This is a genomic window from Streptomyces sp. NBC_01283 (assembly GCF_041435335.1).
Classification (GTDB): domain Bacteria; phylum Actinomycetota; class Actinomycetes; order Streptomycetales; family Streptomycetaceae; genus Streptomyces.
Genome location: NZ_CP108430.1, coordinates 5122633 through 5138137, shown reverse-complemented (window position 1 = coordinate 5138137; position 15505 = coordinate 5122633). Strand labels below are relative to the sequence as shown.

Annotated in this window: 11 protein-coding genes; 6 read left to right on the top strand and 5 right to left on the bottom strand. The window is 71.6% G+C overall.

From position 1 onward, the window contains the following. Window positions 1-40: 40 nt before the first annotated feature. Entirely contained in the window at window positions 41-1489 is a 1449-nt protein-coding gene (locus OG302_RS23560; protein ID WP_371528580.1) for an NCS2 family permease, read from the bottom strand. Between the two features lie 211 nt (window positions 1490-1700). Here OG302_RS23560 and OG302_RS23555 point away from each other — a divergent pair, with 211 nt between their 5' ends. Next, window positions 1701-1970 (top strand): DUF2530 domain-containing protein, encoded by a 270-nt coding sequence (locus OG302_RS23555; RefSeq protein ID WP_361832153.1) that lies wholly within the window; start codon window positions 1701-1703, stop codon window positions 1968-1970. A 134-nt stretch (window positions 1971-2104) separates the two neighbouring features. After that, window positions 2105-4507 carry an HAD-IC family P-type ATPase gene (locus tag OG302_RS23550; RefSeq protein ID WP_371528579.1) on the top strand — a complete coding sequence of 801 codons (2403 nt, stop codon included), beginning with the start codon at window positions 2105-2107 and terminating at the stop codon, window positions 4505-4507. 18 nt (window positions 4508-4525) lie between these two features. Here the strand turns inward: OG302_RS23550 and OG302_RS23545 are convergent, their stop codons facing one another. From OG302_RS23545 to OG302_RS23530, 4 genes are all read right to left on the bottom strand, one after another. Further along, entirely contained in the window at window positions 4526-5362 is an 837-nt protein-coding gene (locus OG302_RS23545; RefSeq protein ID WP_371528578.1) for a calcium-binding protein, read from the bottom strand. A gap of 411 nt (window positions 5363-5773) precedes the next feature. Continuing rightward, window positions 5774-8941 carry a sacsin N-terminal ATP-binding-like domain-containing protein gene (locus tag OG302_RS23540; protein WP_371528577.1) on the bottom strand — a complete coding sequence of 1056 codons (3168 nt, stop codon included), beginning with the start codon at window positions 8939-8941 and terminating at the stop codon, window positions 5774-5776. Between the two features lie 114 nt (window positions 8942-9055). Next, window positions 9056-10177, bottom strand: a complete 1122-nt coding sequence (locus OG302_RS23535; RefSeq protein ID WP_371528576.1) for a hypothetical protein — start codon at window positions 10175-10177, stop codon at window positions 9056-9058. Between the two features lie 511 nt (window positions 10178-10688). Then, a complete protein-coding gene (locus OG302_RS23530) occupies window positions 10689-11627 on the bottom strand; it encodes a DUF3027 domain-containing protein (RefSeq protein ID WP_371528575.1) in 939 nt (312 codons plus the stop codon). Window positions 11628-11950: 323 nt separating this feature from the next. Between OG302_RS23530 and OG302_RS23525 the strand changes: the two genes are divergently transcribed. The 4 genes from OG302_RS23525 (at window position 11951) to OG302_RS23510 (ending at window position 15505) form a co-directional block, all read left to right on the top strand. Next, a complete protein-coding gene (locus OG302_RS23525) occupies window positions 11951-13366 on the top strand; it encodes an MFS transporter (RefSeq protein WP_371528574.1) in 1416 nt (471 codons plus the stop codon). A 78-nt stretch (window positions 13367-13444) separates the two neighbouring features. After that, entirely contained in the window at window positions 13445-13954 is a 510-nt protein-coding gene (locus OG302_RS23520; protein WP_371528573.1) for a DUF2771 domain-containing protein, read from the top strand. Between the two features lie 17 nt (window positions 13955-13971). Continuing rightward, window positions 13972-14634, top strand: coding sequence for a futalosine hydrolase (locus OG302_RS23515; protein WP_371750205.1), 663 nt, complete (start codon window positions 13972-13974; stop codon window positions 14632-14634). Further along, the gene (locus OG302_RS23510) at window positions 14627-15505 is read left to right on the top strand and encodes a 1,4-dihydroxy-6-naphthoate synthase (protein ID WP_371528572.1); all 879 of its coding nucleotides are present in this window, start codon (window positions 14627-14629) and stop codon (window positions 15503-15505) included. The genes OG302_RS23515 and OG302_RS23510 overlap by 8 nt, the downstream gene beginning before the upstream one ends.

Sequence of the window (15505 nt, the reverse complement as noted above, 5' to 3'; positions counted from 1 at the left end):
GGCCGCCCCGTAGGCACTGACGCGAAACCCGCTCTCGCCGTTACGTGAGGCCCAGGGCCGGCATCAGGTAGTAGAAGGCGAAGACGGCCGAGACGACGTACATCGCGATCGGCACCTCACGGCCGCGGCCCGATGCGAGGCGCAGCACGGTGAAGCTGATGAAGCCGATGCCGATGCCGTTCGTGATCGAGTACGTGAACGGCATCATCATCATCGTCAGGAACGCCGGGATCGCGATGGTGAAGTCGGCCCAGTCGATCTGGGTGATCGAGCCGGACAGGATCAGGAAGCCGACCGCGAGCAGCGCGGGCGTGGCCGCCTGGGACGGCACCATCGTGGCGATGGGCGTGAGGAAGAGCGCCACCGCGAAGAGACCGCCGGTGACGATGTTGGCGAAGCCCGTACGGGCGCCTTCGCCGACGCCCGCCGTGGACTCCACGAAGCAGGTGGTGGCCGAGGAGGACGAGGCGCCGCCCGCGGCGACCGCGATGCCGTCGACGAACAGGACCTTGTTCATGCCGGGCATGTTGCCCTTGGAGTCGGTCAGCTTGGCCTCGTCGCCGATGCCCATGATCGTGCCCATGGCGTCGAAGAAGCAGGACAGCAGCACGGTGAAGACGAAGAGGATGCCGGTCAGCAGGCCGACCTTCTCGAAGCCGCCGAACAGGCTGAACTGACCGACCAGACCGAAGTCGGGCGTCGCGACCGGGTTGCCGGGCCACTCGGGCGTCGTCAGGCCCCAGGACGGGACGTCCGCGACCGCGTTGATGATCATCGCGACGATCGTCATGACGACGATGCTGATGAGGATCGCGCCGGGCACCTTGCGCACGAGCAGGCAGAGCGTGAGCAGCGCGCCGAGCACGAAGACGAGGACGGGCCAGCCGTTGAGGTGGCCGTCGCCGCCGAGCTGCAGCGGGACCGTGGTGTGCGCGGCGTCCGGGATGCGCGAGACGAAGCCCGCGTCGACGAGGCCGATCAGCATGATGAAGAGGCCGATACCGATCGCGATGCCCTTGCGCAGGCCGAGCGGCACCGCGCTCATCACGCGCTCCCGCAGGCCGGTCGCCACGAGGAGCATCACGACGAAGCCCGCCAGGACGACCATGCCCATCGCGTCGGGCCACGACATGCGGGGCGCGAGCTGGAGGGCGACCACGGTGTTCACGCCGAGACCGGCGGCGAGCGCGATCGGGACGTTGCCGATGACGCCCATGAGCAGCGTGGTGAAGGCGGCGACCAGGGCGGTCGCGGTCACCAGCTGGCCGTTGTCGAGCTGGTGCCCGTACATGTCCTTCGCGCTGCCCAGGATGATCGGGTTCAGCACGATGATGTAGGCCATCGCGAAGAAGGTGGCGAAGCCGCCGCGGACCTCTCGGACGAGCGTCGAGCCCCGTTCGGTGATCTTGAAGTAGCCGTCGATGCCACCTTGCGGGGGCTTCGGCGGCTCTTTGCTGGCGTCGACCGGAGCTGTGGCCGAGGAAGGCATGCGGGACCTCGTGAACTCAGAGAAGGGGAAGATCGTTAAGCGGCGAGTAATGATCGATTTGTTTGTTCTTACGAAAACAACCAGCCATTAACGAGCCGTTTCAGTATGAATACATGAGGGGGAATTCGCTATCTCCGCGCGTAGACCCTTGTGGTTCCAAGGCGCGGCGGCCCCCTCGGGGGCCCGCCCCGGCTACTCGTAAACTGTGCCCATGGAGAAGTGGACCCCCAAGCACGACGCGCCGGAGCCCCTGGAGGGCCCCGTCGTCGCCACGATCACGGGGGGCACGATCCTCTGGTTCGTCCTCTTCCTGGTGCAGCTGCCGTTCTACGGCTGGTTCGACGACCGCGACGCCACCTGGTGGGTGTGGACCTGCCTGGCCGGCGCGGGCCTCGGCCTGATCGGCATCTGGTACGTGCGGGGCCGCGACGCGGCGATCAAGCGGGACGCGGAGCGCAAGGCGGCGACGGCCGCGGAGTAACCCGTCCCCGGGTGGGCTACCCCGCACCCCGGGCGGTCGCGCGTACAACCACGGGACTGTCCGTGTCCTACCGTGGTCGGATCTTTGGGCCGCTCAAGGGGTGAACCCCCCATACCGCCCGTACCGTCGATGCCATGACGCATATCGACGCGGGCGCCGAGCTCGATCCGGTCCACCCGGCGGCACCGCCCGCCGGACGCGCGACGGGTCTGACGGCCGCCGAGGTCGCCGAGCGGGTCGCGCGCGGCGAGGTCAACGACGTACCCGTCCGCAGTTCCCGGTCCACCGCCGAGATCGTCCGGGCGAACGTCTTCACCCGCTTCAACGCGATCATCGGCGTGCTCTGGGTGATCATGCTCTTCGTCGCGCCGATCCAGGACTCCCTCTTCGGCTTCGTCATCATCGCCAACACGGGCATCGGCATCATCCAGGAGCTGCGCGCCAAGAAGACCCTGGACGGGCTCGCGGTCATCGGCGAGGCCAAACCCACCGTGCGGCGCGACGGCAGGGCCGCCGAGATCTCCACCTCCGAGATCGTCCTCGGCGACCTCGTGGAGCTCGGCCCCGGCGACAAGATCGTCGTGGACGGCGAGGCCGTCGAGACCGAGAGCCTGGAGGTCGACGAGTCGCTCCTGACCGGTGAGGCCGACCCGGTCATCAAGAAGCCCGGCGACCGGATGATGTCGGGCTCCTTCGTGGTCGCGGGCGGCGGCGCGTTCACCGCGACGAAGGTCGGCCGCGAGGCGTACGCGGCACAGCTCGCCGAGGAGGCGAGCCGCTTCACGCTCGTCCACTCCGAGCTGCGCAACGGCATCTCCACGATCCTCAAGTACGTGACGTGGCTGATGATCCCGACCTCGATCGGCCTCGTCATCAGCCAGCTCGTCGTCAAGGACGACAACTTCAAGGAGTCCATCGCCTACACCGTGGGCGGCATCGTCCCCATGATCCCGGAGGGGCTCGTGCTCCTCACGTCGGTCGCCTTCGCGATCGGCGTGATCCGCCTGGGCCGCCAGCAGTGCCTCGTCCAGGAACTCCCCGCGATCGAGGGGCTCGCCCGCGTCGACACCGTCTGCCTCGACAAGACCGGCACCCTCACCGAGGGCGGCATGGACGTCACCGAGCTGCGCCCCCTCGGCGGCACGGACGAGGCGTACGTACGCAAGGTCCTCGGCGCCCTGGGCGAGTCCGACCCGCGGCCGAACGCGTCGCTCCAGGCGATCATCGACTCCTATCCCGACAGCGAGGAGTGGCGCTGCACGGAGTCGCTGCCCTTCTCCTCGGCCCGCAAGTACAGCGGCGCATCCTTCAGCGAGGGCGACGGCGACAACTCGACGTGGCTGCTCGGCGCCCCGGACGTGCTCCTGCCCGACGGCGACCCGTCCCTCGCCGAGATCGAGGACCTCAACCAGCAAGGCCTGCGCGTCCTGCTCCTGGCCCGCGCCGCCGGTGAACTCGACGACCCGGACGTGGCCGCAGGGGCCGACGCCACCGCCCTGGTCGTCCTGGAGCAGCGGCTGCGCCCGGACGCCGCCGACACCCTGCGGTACTTCGAGGAGCAGGACGTCAGCGCCAAGGTCATCTCCGGCGACAACGCGGTCTCGGTGGGCGCGGTGGCGGGCAAGCTGGGCCTGCCGGGCGCGGAGAACACCGTGGACGCGCGCAAGCTCCCCACCGAACAGGGCGAGATGGCCGAGGCCCTGGACGCCAACTCCGTCTTCGGCCGGGTCACCCCGCAGCAGAAGCGCGACATGGTGGGCGCCCTGCAGTCACGCGGGCACACGGTCGCGATGACGGGCGACGGCGTGAACGACGTCCTCGCCCTGAAGGACGCCGACATCGGCGTCTCGATGGGCTCGGGCTCGGAGGCGACGCGGGCGGTCGCCCAGATCGTCCTCCTGAACAACAGCTTCGCGACGCTGCCCTCGGTGGTCGCGGAGGGCCGCCGGGTCATCGGCAACATCACGCGGGTAGCGACGCTGTTCCTGGTGAAGACGGTCTACTCGGTGATCATCGCGCTGCTGGTGGTCTGCTCGCAGGTGGAGTACTTGTTCCTGCCGCGCCACTTGACGCTGCTCTCGACATTGACGATCGGCGTCCCGGCGTTCTTCCTCGCTCTGGCGCCCAACAAGGAGCGGGCGAAGCCCCACTTCGTACGAAGGGTCATGCGGTACGCGATCCCGGGCGGCGTCGTCGCGGGCATCGCCACCTTCTGCACATACCTCCTGGCACGGCACCACTACGCGGGCGCGGGAGCGCGGGAAGCCGAGACCAGCGCGGCCACGCTGGCGCTGTTCCTGATCGCCATGTGGGTCCTCGCGATCATCGCCCGCCCCTACACGTGGTGGCGGCTCGGGCTGATCGGCGCGATGGGTCTCGGCTTCCTGCTGGTGCTGACCGTGCCGTGGCTCCAGGACTTCTTCCAGCTGAAGCTGGTGGGCACGACGATGCCGTGGGCGGCGGTCGCGATCGCGGCGGTGGCCTCACTGGTCATCGAGGTCATCTACCGCTGGGTGGACCGCCGCTTTCCGGCGTAGCCGGTTACTGCTCGGGTGTTAGTTGACGTCGACGAAGTCGCTGGTCGAGGTCACGGCCGGGGTGGTGGAGGTACCGGCGAAGACGTAGCGGAAGTAGCCGTCCGCGGAGGCCTTCACGGTCGTCTTCAGGTTGCCCTTGGAGTCGGACGTGACGGTCTTGAGGGTGGAGTAGGAGGTCGCACCCTTCTTCTTGTACTGGAGCTTCACGGGCTGCTGGGTGTAGCCCGCGTACTTCGAGGTGTCCCAGTTGGCGCGGGTCAGGGCGCCGGTGACCGTGAGGGTCTTGCCCTTCTTGATGGGCTCGGGGGAGGCGTTGGTGGTGAGGCGGGCGTAGCGCTGGACGTTGGCGTCCGACTTGTACGCCTCGTTCGTGGCCGAGTCCCCGTCGTTCGCGCCCGCGACGGCGTAGACCTTCCAGCCCGACCCGGCCAGGCCGTTGTAGAGGTCCGCCTTCGGGTCGGCGACGACCGTGACGGTGCAGGTCGAGGTGGTGGCGTTGACGACCGTGCACTTGCCGTCGAAGTCGTCCGGCGCCAGGACGCCGTCAGCGGTGTCGACGCTGCCGCCGTGGTAGAGGAAGGCGCTGCCGGCGCCTATGCCCTCAGGGTCGGTGGCCGTGACGGCCACACTGAACGTCACCTTGTTGCTGGTGCCGACCACGACGTCCTTGCCGCCGTTGACGGTGACCTTCGTGATCTCGGTGTCGCCCTCGTTCGCACCCGGCACGGCCTGCTCGGCCTTCGCGGCGAGACGGGGGGTGGACGACGGGCCGTCGGCGGCCTGGGCGGCCGGCACGACGAGTGCGGACAGAGCCAGGGTGCCGGTCAGTGCGGCCACGGTGGCACGAATGCGCATGTGTTTCCCCAGTTGGGAAGGGGGCTCCGCGGTGCATTGGGGGCTGTCACGCGGGTCCCGGTGATCTAGGAGTCTGTTGACTCGCAAGATCAGACTCACGACCTGGGCGCCTGGTTGTACGCCAAGTGAAGATTTCGTGACCGGTTCCTGGCGTACGAGATCCCGCCGCCTGCCGGGAGGGCCCCAAAGGGGCGCGAGGAACGGCGCGCCAAGCCCCCACACACCCGCAGACGAGACGACTCAGGCGGGATCCGGGCCCGGAAGGGGCGCGAGGAACTGCGCGCTCAGCCACAACGCCCCCGCAGACGAACCAGCGGCCCAGGCCCCAGGGGCGCGAGGAACTGCGCGGCCAACCCCCACGCACCCGCAGACGCAGACGAACCCGCACCCGCACCCGCACCCGCACCCGCCTCAGTCGAACCAGCGGTCCCGCTCAAGCTCATCCGTCCGGGAAGGATCCTCCAGCAGCGCCGCCACCTCGAAGCGCCGCGGCCACTGCCCCGCCGCCCAGGCGAGCCCGGCGGCCACGCCCTCCAGGGTGGCGGCGTGGACCGTGCCGTCCGGCGTCCTGCGCCAGTCCAGCTCGACGTCCCCGGCGAACAGCTCCTCGTACTCGGTGTACGTCCGAGGGGTCGAGGGACCGAGCAGGATCCGCACCGCTTCCGGCACCGGATGCACCTCGCCCTCCCCCGCGGGCTCCACCGCAGCCGTCTCGCTCAGCCTCCGCACCTGGAACAGCTCGGCCAGGTCCCCCGCCCTGCGGGGCTCCACCGGAAGCAGCGCCACTCCCCCGGCCAGCGGCAGCAGGTCGGGCGCGTCGGCGACGACCGCGTCCGCCACGTCGACCACCACGACCTCACCGTCCACCACGGCCCGCACCTCGTCCGGCAACGTCACCTGCTCCGGGTCCAGATCGGCCAGAGCCCCGTACAGCGCGTGCAGTTGGGCCGCCGAAACGGTCCTCCCCGGGTCCGCGAGCCGGTCGAGCAGCTCGGCCGCGCCACCCGGCTCCGACAGCAGGGCGGCGACCGACGTGCGGACGCCGAGCGCGCGAAGCACCTGCTCGTCGTCGAACCCCGATGCATCGGCGGCGTCGTACAGCCCTTCGAGCAACGGGTCGCCGCCCGAGGCCCGGAGACCGGCCGGACGCCGACCGCCGAGCACTGGATTCCCGCGCAGCCACCACGCCGTGTACGACCGGACGCTCTCCGTCGTGCCGTCCGGCAGCAAAATCCGCAGCGGCTGTGTCAGCGCGTCCCGCAGCGGCGGGCGCGAGAGCATGGCCAGGGCCTGCGGCCAGCAGTCCTCGTCGACCAGATCCAGGTCCCGTACGGCGGTGATCTCGGTCGCGACGGGCGGCACCGGAGTCTCGGGCAGCCGGTCGAGCACGTCCTCGCACCACACGTCGACGGCGTCCAGCAGACCCGCGTCGTCGGGCTCCGCGAAGTCACCCTCGCGCGGCTCCAGTTCATCGGGGTCGAGTACGACGTCCGTGGCGCGGACCAGGGCGAACGTGGCGAGGACACCGCAGGCGGCCAACGGCTGCTCGCCCCAGCGCTCGGCCAGCTCGGCGTCCACCGTGGCGAGTTCGTCCTCGCGCATGACCTGGGCGAAGGGGCTGCCGGGATAGACGAGTTCGCCGGCCGGAGCGAGCTCGCCGTCCTCGTCGTCGGGGAGGGCGAGCGCACCGAGCCAGGGCTCGTCGCCGGGCGCCAGGTTCGCGTCACGGACGAGCGCGAGCACGATGTCCGCGAGCTCCTCGGCGTCGAGCGCGTCCTCGTCCCACGTGTCGTCGTCGAGGGACGCGGCGACGGCGGCGCGGACCTGCGGGGTCGTCAGGACGGCGCGGGGCGTGGCGGGCAGGGCGCCGAGCTTCTCCAGGAGGGGATGCACGGCGTCGGGGTGCGCGACCTTCAGGCCGAGGCGGACGAGGGCCGCCGGGTCGCTGTCGTCGCCGATGACGGGCAGGAGCACCTGGCGGGGCCCGATGGTGGTGCGCCCTCCCCCAGAGCCGAAAGCCTGGGAGGTGCCTCCGGCCAGGGGCACGGGAAGCCCGGTGAGGCGCTCAGGGTCGACCCCGGCGAGGGTGTCGTACAGCCGGTGCCACCAGCCGGGCTCCCGCTCAAGCCCCGCCAGCCGGTCGATCGCCTCGGTCAGCGGCACGCGGGCGACACCGAGAGTGCGCAGCTCGGCACGCCGCTCAAGGCCGGCGGGCAGCAGGCTCGGCAGGACATCGGCGAGCACCCGTACGGTGTCGGCGCCCGCGCCCTCCACGACCTCCGCGTCACGCGGACGCAGCGCGACGGGAACCTCCCACTCGGGTACGTCGGGGTCCTCTTGGGGGACGGCCTCCACCGCGGGCGGCAGGAAGGCGGTGCGCGGCAGCCGGTCGAGGATGGCCTGGCGCAGCGCGCCGTCGAGCTCGCTCTTGCCGAGCGGGCCGGGGACAAGGCTGATGATGCCTTCGCCGACGGGCCGCCAGTCGGCGAGGAGTTCGGCGTACGCCTCGGCCGCGCGCTGCACGAGGAAGTCGGTGAGGGGCCCGGGCGCCGCGTGCCGCCGGGTCGTGTCGAGCGGGAACGAGGCGATGAGCAGGGCGGGCACGCCCAGCGGCTCGTCACTCGGGGTGGGCGCGTGCAGGACGGGAGCGCTGCGGGGAGCTTGCGGGGCGCCATCGTGGTCGGTGGGGACGGCCCAGGTGACGGACCAGTGGGGCCGCAGCCGCTCCTCGACGGGCCGGTCGGCGAGGAGGCCCTGCTCCAGGGAGCCCTGCCGGCTGACGGTGCGCCAGCGGGTGGCGCCGTCACGGCTGTCCTCGATGTCCACGTACCCGGGTTCGGCGGTACGGCGGAGGATGCGGACCGGGCTGTCGCCGACCTGGACGAGAACCTCCTCCAGCCCCGGAAGGGCAAGAAGAAGAGCGTCATCGATGTCACCGAGCAGCCGCAGGACGAGGTCCTCGGCGGCGGCGTCGCGCAGGGGCAGGATGACGACGGTGTCGTACCCCTCCGGGGCGGTCCCTTCGGCGGCGAAGGGGAGCCGCAGCAGCGGCACGTGCCCGTCGCGCCGCCGGACCTCGTCCCCGAGCCCCGGGCTGAACCGGGCGGTGTCGGCGGCGAGTTCACGGGCCTCGCTCAGGGACCAGCGGACCCCGCCGGTACGCCCCACGACGGCGGGCTCGTCCGAGACGGCGAGCACGGCGGCGAAGCCGACGCCGAAGCGGCCGACGGCGCCGTTGTTCTGCTCCTCCCGCTTGGCGGAGGCGCGGAGGGTGGAGAGGGATTCGACGCCGGTGGCGTCGAGGGGGGCGCCGTTGTTGGCGGCGGCGAGCACGCCGTCCCGGAGGGTGAGGGAGAGCCGCCCGGGGGCGCCTGCCCTCGCTGCCGCATCAGCGGCGTTCTGCGCGAGCTCGACGATCAATCGGTCCCGGTAGCCGCCGAGGGCCAGGTCCTCCTCGGCGTTGGCGTCCTCCCGGAACCGGGCCGGGCTGGCCGCCCAGGCATCCAGGACACCCCGCCTGAGCCGTGCCGTGCCGAACGGGTCAGTACCCTCGGCCGCCGGCCGCACGGTCTTGCTCACGGTGTCGTCTCCCTCGCTTGGTTCGCGGGGCGAACGGTATCGCGTCCCGCGCTCCCTCCGACGGCCGGTGGGCGCGCGACTGGCCGGGGGCCGCCTGCCGCCGGGAGACTTTCGCTAGGACCGCGTGGCCCTCCCGCACTCGTCCTCGGAGGGATCGTCCCGCCCGACCGGCACGCTGCGGTCGTACGGGTCCATCTCCGTGCCGGTCCCCTCCGCCCGGCGGTCCTTGCCGAAGGGCGGGGTGAGGTAGCCGGTGGGGGCGCCGCAGCCGCCGTTGGTCATGTCGAATTTGTTCGAGACGATCGAGAACGTCCCCGGCTCGGTGATCACCTTTCCGGGATCGTCCCAGCTCATGACCAACTCGCGCCGGACGATGGTGCGCACGATCTCGTCGTCGTCGCCTCCCGCGCCCGCGTCCGCGCGGGTGACCGGGTAGACGTAGGTGACGTCGGCGGTCACCTGGAGCGCGCCGCGCTTGCCCTCCCGGTAGGTGAGCAGGCCCCGGGTCTTCACGATGTCGCCGACCAGGTGGGTGCGGGAGGGCCGGAAGCGGCTGAAGAGGAGGAGGGGGTCGTTCTTCTCGCTCGGGCTCCGGAAAGCGGTCTTCAGAATGCTCTGTACGTCTTCCTGGTGGGGGTTGATCAGTGCGATCGCCTTCTCGGGACGCTCGCCCCGCAGCACCCCCCGGTCCAGGCTGGACGTGACGAGGAAGTCCCGGCTGCGGTCGAGGGCGCGCTCGACCTCGGCCTCGCTCATCCAGCCGACGGCCCTGGCCTTGGGCACGGTGATCCCGGCCGCTCCGTTCGCCCACCTCGCGGCCGGTGAACCGCGGAACGGTTCGTCCTTGGTGGGCCGTTGGGCCGCTTCCGAGGGGGGCGGCTCGGTGGGGCGGGCGGTCTCGCCGCCCATCGACGGGGAGTCGGCCTCATCACCGGCGAACAGGTCCACGACCCGTCCCGGGGCGAGCGCCGCGACCAGCAGGGCCAGCGAGGCCAGCAGCCCGACGACGTACCAACCCGTGCGGCGCTTGGGCCTCTTGGGCTGTGCGGGCGTGTAGCTGCGCCAGCCGTCCTGGCCGGCGCGGACGGACTCCGCGCGCAGCCGCTCCGTTACTTCGCGGGCGCGTGCCGAGGGTTCCTTGGGCGCGTTGGGGGTGCCTGCCGCGGACTCGCGCAGGAACCTCTCCCACTCCTCGTCGGACGTGGACGAACCACCCGACTCCGTACCCGCAGCCATTCCCCAACCCCCGGCACTCATCAGACAGCGCCCCTCTCCCCAGAGCCGCGCCCGCATAATGCCACAGAGGCCTGTCAGCCAGCCCGACCGCTGCGGGCGCCTCGCCTCGCCTCTGCCCTGCCCCGCCTCGCGCGTCGCGCATCGCGCACTCCCGCAGGGGCCTCTCCCACCCACCCACCCGATTACCCCGCAGCACGGACGCTTGCGTAGGGACAGCTAGGCGCGGTGCACCTCTCGCCCACCCGGTGCGGGGCAAACGGGCGGGGAGGCGGGAAAAACCTGCAGGGCAATCGGGCGGGTGGGAGGGAAAGATCCGCGCGAAGCGCGGGCCGGAGAGACCATCGAGCCGCAGGCAGAAGACAAGCGCACGCCAGCCACGGCAACCCCCACACCACGGGGCAATCGGGCGGGTGGGTGGGAGAGATCCGCGCGGAGCGCGGGCTAGGAAGAGACCCCCCGGCCGGAGGCAGAAGACTGGCCCCCAGCCCCGGGGAGACCCCGCAGCACCCCCTCAGGAGTGCCCGAGATCCTCCGCCGCCCCCTCCAACGGCACCGACCCCGAGTCGGGCGCGGGCCTCAGCGGGAGGACGTCGACGCGGGTCTCGTCGAGGACGGGCGCGGCGGGCCGCGACGGTTTGGGCATCACGGCAGCCTCGGAGTGCCCCCCACAGCCGTACGCGAGGGACACCACGTGCCCGTCCGCAGGACCGAACTCATTCGCGCACACCCCGAACGCCTGCCCGAGCGATCCGCCGATCGGGGCAAGGAAGCCACAGCTGACGCAGGACGCGGGCGCGGCCTGCGCCATCGCCGTCTTCGCGCCGTGCGACTCCTCCCAGCGGTCGGCCGCGGCATGCAGGCCGTAGCGGGAGAGGACCCGCGCCCGGCGCATGCCGAGCTCGTCCGCGAGCGCCGCGATGGAGCCACGCGCGGGCGCCGCCGGCAGCTCGGCGGGCGACCCCACCGTCACTTCCACGTCCTCGGCCTCGACCAGCTCCGCCATCTGCTCCGAGAACACGGAGTTCGGCGGCGGCTCCTCCTCGCCCGAGTAACCGGGCTCCAGACGCAGGTCCTCCGCGTCCGTGGGGAGCAGGTCCCCCGGGCCCATGTCGCCGGGCCGGAGCCGCTCGCTCCACGGCACCCACTCGGGGGCGAGCAGCGCGTCGGGACCCGGCAGCAGCACCGTCTCGTCGAGCGTGACCACCTTCCCGCGGGAGGCGCGGGCGACCGTCACGGCCCAGCGCCAGCCCCGGTAGCCGAAGTCCTTGCACTCGAACAGGTGCGTGACCACGCGGTCGCCCTCGACCACGACATCGACGTGCTCGCCGACCACACCGGGCGCGGCGGCATCCTCGGCCGCGTCACGGGCCAGTCCCACCGCCTCGGCGCACAGGCGGTCGGGAGTACGCGGGGTACGCGGGGTACGGCTTCGCGTTGTCGCTGCGCTCACAGGTATCGCTTCTCCATTACGCCGTCTCACGAGTGCGCCACCCATACGCGGGAGTGCGGACGGAGCGGACCTGGGGGCCGCGTCGACGTCCGCGCCCGAACGTCCTCGGGCGCACCTACGTCATCCATTCTGCGGGATGACCGAGAGGCGCGCGGCCAAGAACAACCGCCGCAGGCGCGCTACGCACGCTACCTTCTCCCGGCGCCTGGGCCTACACCGGCGTGCGGCAGCCCTCCCGCGCCAGTCGGAGCGTTTCGCCGCTTCGCGGCGTTTCTCCCACCCACCCACCCGTACATCGCGCCATTAGGGGGCACTATGGCGAGGTGGCAGCCGCAAGGTCGTCGTCCCGGGGAACAGGCGGGCGGGGCCCGGTACTGAGCCGGGCCGCCCGTCGGGTCGGCCGCGCCCTGCACCTGCCGTTCACCGGCACGGCCCGCGGCATCCGCAAGGCCACGCACGCGCACGGCGCGGGCGAGTCGGGGCTCGGCAAACTCATCGAACTGCACGCCGTGAACGGCGCGGGCGACGTCATGATCACCATCGCGCTCGCCTCGACGGTCTTCTTTTCCGTGCCGACGGACGAGGCCCGCGGCCGTGTCGCCCTCTATCTCGCCATCACCATGGCGCCCTTCACCCTCCTCGCCCCCGTCATCGGCCCCCTCCTGGACCGCCTCCCGCACGGCCGCCGGTACGCGATGGCCGCGGCGATGCTGGCCCGCGCCCTCCTCGCCCTGCTCCTTTCCGAAGCGGTGATCACGGGGAGCCTGGAGCTCTATCCCGCCGCGCTCGGCGTCCTGGTCGCGTCCAAGGCGTACGGGGTCGTCCGCAGCGCCGTGGTGCCCAGACTGCTGCCCAAGGGGTTCTCCCTGGTCAAGGCCAACTCAAGAGTCACGCTCGGTGGACTGCTGGCCACCGGGATCGCGGCCCCGATCGGCGCGGGGCTGCAGGCGCTCGGACCACGCTGGCCCCTCTACGGCGCCTTCGTGATCTTCATCGTCGGGATGCTCCTCTCCCTCTCGCTGCCGCCCAAGGTCGACTCGGCGAAGGGCGAGCACAAGGCGCTGCTCGCGTCCGACGAGGAGCATCTGCATCTGCACGCGCGCGCCGAGGCCGCGACGGACACGTCCAAGAAGCGGCGCCTGGGACTGCGTACGGTCGGGCCCGCCGTCACGCACGCCCTCACCGCGAACGCCGCGCTGCGCTGTCTCTCCGGCTTCCTCATCTTCTTCCTCGCCTTCCTGCTGCGCGAGGAACCGCTCGGCGGCCAGAGCGCCGCGGTGTCCCTGGGCATAGTGGGCGTCGCCGCCGGAGCGGGGAACGCGCTCGGCACGGCCGTCGGCGCCGGCCTGAGATCGCGGGCGCCGGAGGTCATCATCGTGACCGTCGTCGCCGTCGTCCTCGGCGTGGCGATCACCGCGGCGGTGTTCTTCGGCGCGGTGGGCGTCGCCTGCCTCGGCGCGGTGGCGGGCTTCGCGCAGGCCATGTCGAAGCTGTCCCTGGACGCGCTGATCCAGCGGGACGTGCCGGAAGAGGTGCGGACCTCCGCCTTCGCCCGCTCGGAGACCATCCTTCAGGTGGCGTGGGTGGTGGGCGGCGGAATCGGCATGGCCCTGCCGCTGAACGGGTCACTGGGGTTCTCGGTGGCCTCGGCGATCGTCGCCGTCGGCTGGCTGTCGACCGTGCGGGGCCTGCTCTCCGCGGCCCGGCACGGCGGGCAGCGCCGCCATCGGGTGGCGTGAGCCCGGCAAATCAACGGGTGCGGCACGCCGCGACCCCCACGTGGCGGGACGGCACGGGGCGCCCGATAGCCTTCGCCCATGACCTCCCTGCTCCGCGGCGGAGCCGCACACGTTCACAGCTCGGCGCGCCGCCGCCGTTCCGTGGCCGCCATTGGCGCTGTCTCCGCCGGACTCCTCGTCCTGTCGGCCTGCGACAAGCCGACGCCCCTCGCCACCGTCACGGTCGGCAGCGACTCGGTGAACACCGAGGCCTCCTGCTACAACGACGGCAAGGAGCTCAAGGAGTCCCAGATCCAGAGCTGCCTCAAGGAAACCGACGTCAAGTCCATCAAGGTCGACCCCGACGAGAAGGTCCGCTTCGGCGTCGACCCCGAGGTCGCCGAGAAGGGCTGGACGCTCCTGATGAACGGTCAGGCGCTCACCGAGGCCAGCAAGAAGACGTACGTCGTCATCCCCGGCAGCGTCTTCTTCAACCAGCAGTACGGCGGTGGCAAGAACTCCACCACCGTCAGCCTGCTGGAAGGCGGCAAGGGCACCTCGGCCAAGGCGACCGGCCTGTGGTCGTTCAAGCTCGAGAAGGACTCCTGACCGCCTCCGCGTCCCCGATGCACCCCCTGCGGCTGCTCGTGGCCACCGCCGTCCCGGCCGAACGGGACGCGGTGGCCGACCGGCTGCCCCCGTACGCCGACGCGGTGGCCGTCGGTGTCGGACCCGCCGCCGCCGCGGCGCACACGGCGGCCGCCCTCGCGCGCGCCCCGTACGACCTGGTGGTCTCCGCCGGGATCGGCGGCGGCTTCCTGCCCGACGCGCCCATCGGCTCCCTCGTGTTCGCCGACGAGATCACCGTCGCCGATCTGGGCGCCGAGACGCCCGACGGTTTCCTGCCGGTCACCGAACTCGGGTTCGGTGCCGTCACCCACCGGCCCCCGGGTTCCCTCGTACGGGATCTGGCCGCCGCCTGCGAAGGCACCTCCGCCACCGTCCGCACCGGCACCGTCCTGACCGTCTCCACCGTGACCGGCTCCGCCGAGCGCGCCGCCGAGCTGCGGCGCCGCCATCCGCGGGCTCTCGCGGAGGCGATGGAGGGATTCGGGGTGGCCGAGGCGGCCGCCGCGTACGCCCTGCCCGTCCTGGAGATACGCGCGGTCTCCAACGCCGTCGGGCCGCGCGACCGCGCCGCCTGGCGGATCGGCGAGGCGCTGGGCGCGCTGGGAAACGCGTTCGGGAAATTCGCGCCCGTACTGGAGAGTTGGAACCGGCATGACTGAAACGCCCGCGCAGGACGCGCACCCCACCCCGAACCCGCTGCGGATCGCCTACTCGCCCTGCCCGAACGACACGTTCGTCTTCGACGCCTGGGCCCACGGCCGGGTGCCCGGCGCGCCCGCGCTCGACGTGACGTTCGCCGACATCGACATCACCAACGGCATGGCGGAGCGCGGCGAGTTCGACATCCTCAAGGTGTCGTACGCCGTCCTGCCCTACGTCCTTGACGAGTACGCGCTGCTGCCGTGCGGCGGTGCGCTCGGCCGTGGCTGCGGGCCACTGGTCCTCACCCGGGAGGCCGGAACCGACCTGACGGGCAAGACCGTCGCGGTGCCGAGCGAGAAGTCCACGGCGTACCTGCTGTTCCGGCTCTGGGCGGCGGACACGCTGGCCGACGGCGTGGGCGAGATCGTCGTGCTGCCCTTCGACCAGATCATGCCCGCGGTGCGGGACGGCAAGGTCGACGCGGGGCTCGTCATCCACGAGGCGCGTTTCACCTATCAGAACTACGGGCTCAACTGCCTTGCCGACATGGGCGAGCACTGGGAGCGGACGACGGGTCTGCCGATCCCGCTGGGCGCGATCATCGCCAAGCGGAGCCTCGGCACGGAGCGCCTGGAGCAGCTCGCGGACGCCGTCCGTACGTCGGTGCGGATGGCCTGGGACGACCCCGAGGCCTCGCGGCCCTACGTACAGGAGCACGCGCAGGAGATGGACCCGGCCGTCGCCGACCAGCACATCGGCCTGTACGTGAACGAGTTCACGGCCGACCTGGGCGAGAACGGCCATGCCGCGATCCGCGGGCTGCTGACGCGGGCCGCGGCGGAGGGGCTCGTACCGCCCCTTCCGCCGGGTGCGCTCGACTTCGGCTGA

What these genes read in the sequence shown, in the direction of transcription:
- OG302_RS23560 (WP_371528580.1), bottom strand. Translation starts at nt 1,489, where the DNA reads ATGCCTTCCTCGGCCACAGCTCCGGTCGACGCCAGCAAAGAGCCGCCG.
- OG302_RS23555 (WP_361832153.1), top strand. Translation starts at nt 1,701, where the DNA reads ATGGAGAAGTGGACCCCCAAGCACGACGCGCCGGAGCCCCTGGAGGGC.
- OG302_RS23550 (WP_371528579.1), top strand. Translation starts at nt 2,105, where the DNA reads ATGACGCATATCGACGCGGGCGCCGAGCTCGATCCGGTCCACCCGGCG.
- OG302_RS23545 (WP_371528578.1), bottom strand. Translation starts at nt 5,362, where the DNA reads ATGCGCATTCGTGCCACCGTGGCCGCACTGACCGGCACCCTGGCTCTG.
- OG302_RS23535 (WP_371528576.1), bottom strand. Translation starts at nt 10,177, where the DNA reads ATGGCTGCGGGTACGGAGTCGGGTGGTTCGTCCACGTCCGACGAGGAG.
- OG302_RS23520 (WP_371528573.1), top strand. Translation starts at nt 13,445, where the DNA reads ATGACCTCCCTGCTCCGCGGCGGAGCCGCACACGTTCACAGCTCGGCG.
- OG302_RS23515 (WP_371750205.1), top strand. Translation starts at nt 13,972, where the DNA reads ATGCACCCCCTGCGGCTGCTCGTGGCCACCGCCGTCCCGGCCGAACGG.
- OG302_RS23510 (WP_371528572.1), top strand. Translation starts at nt 14,627, where the DNA reads ATGACTGAAACGCCCGCGCAGGACGCGCACCCCACCCCGAACCCGCTG.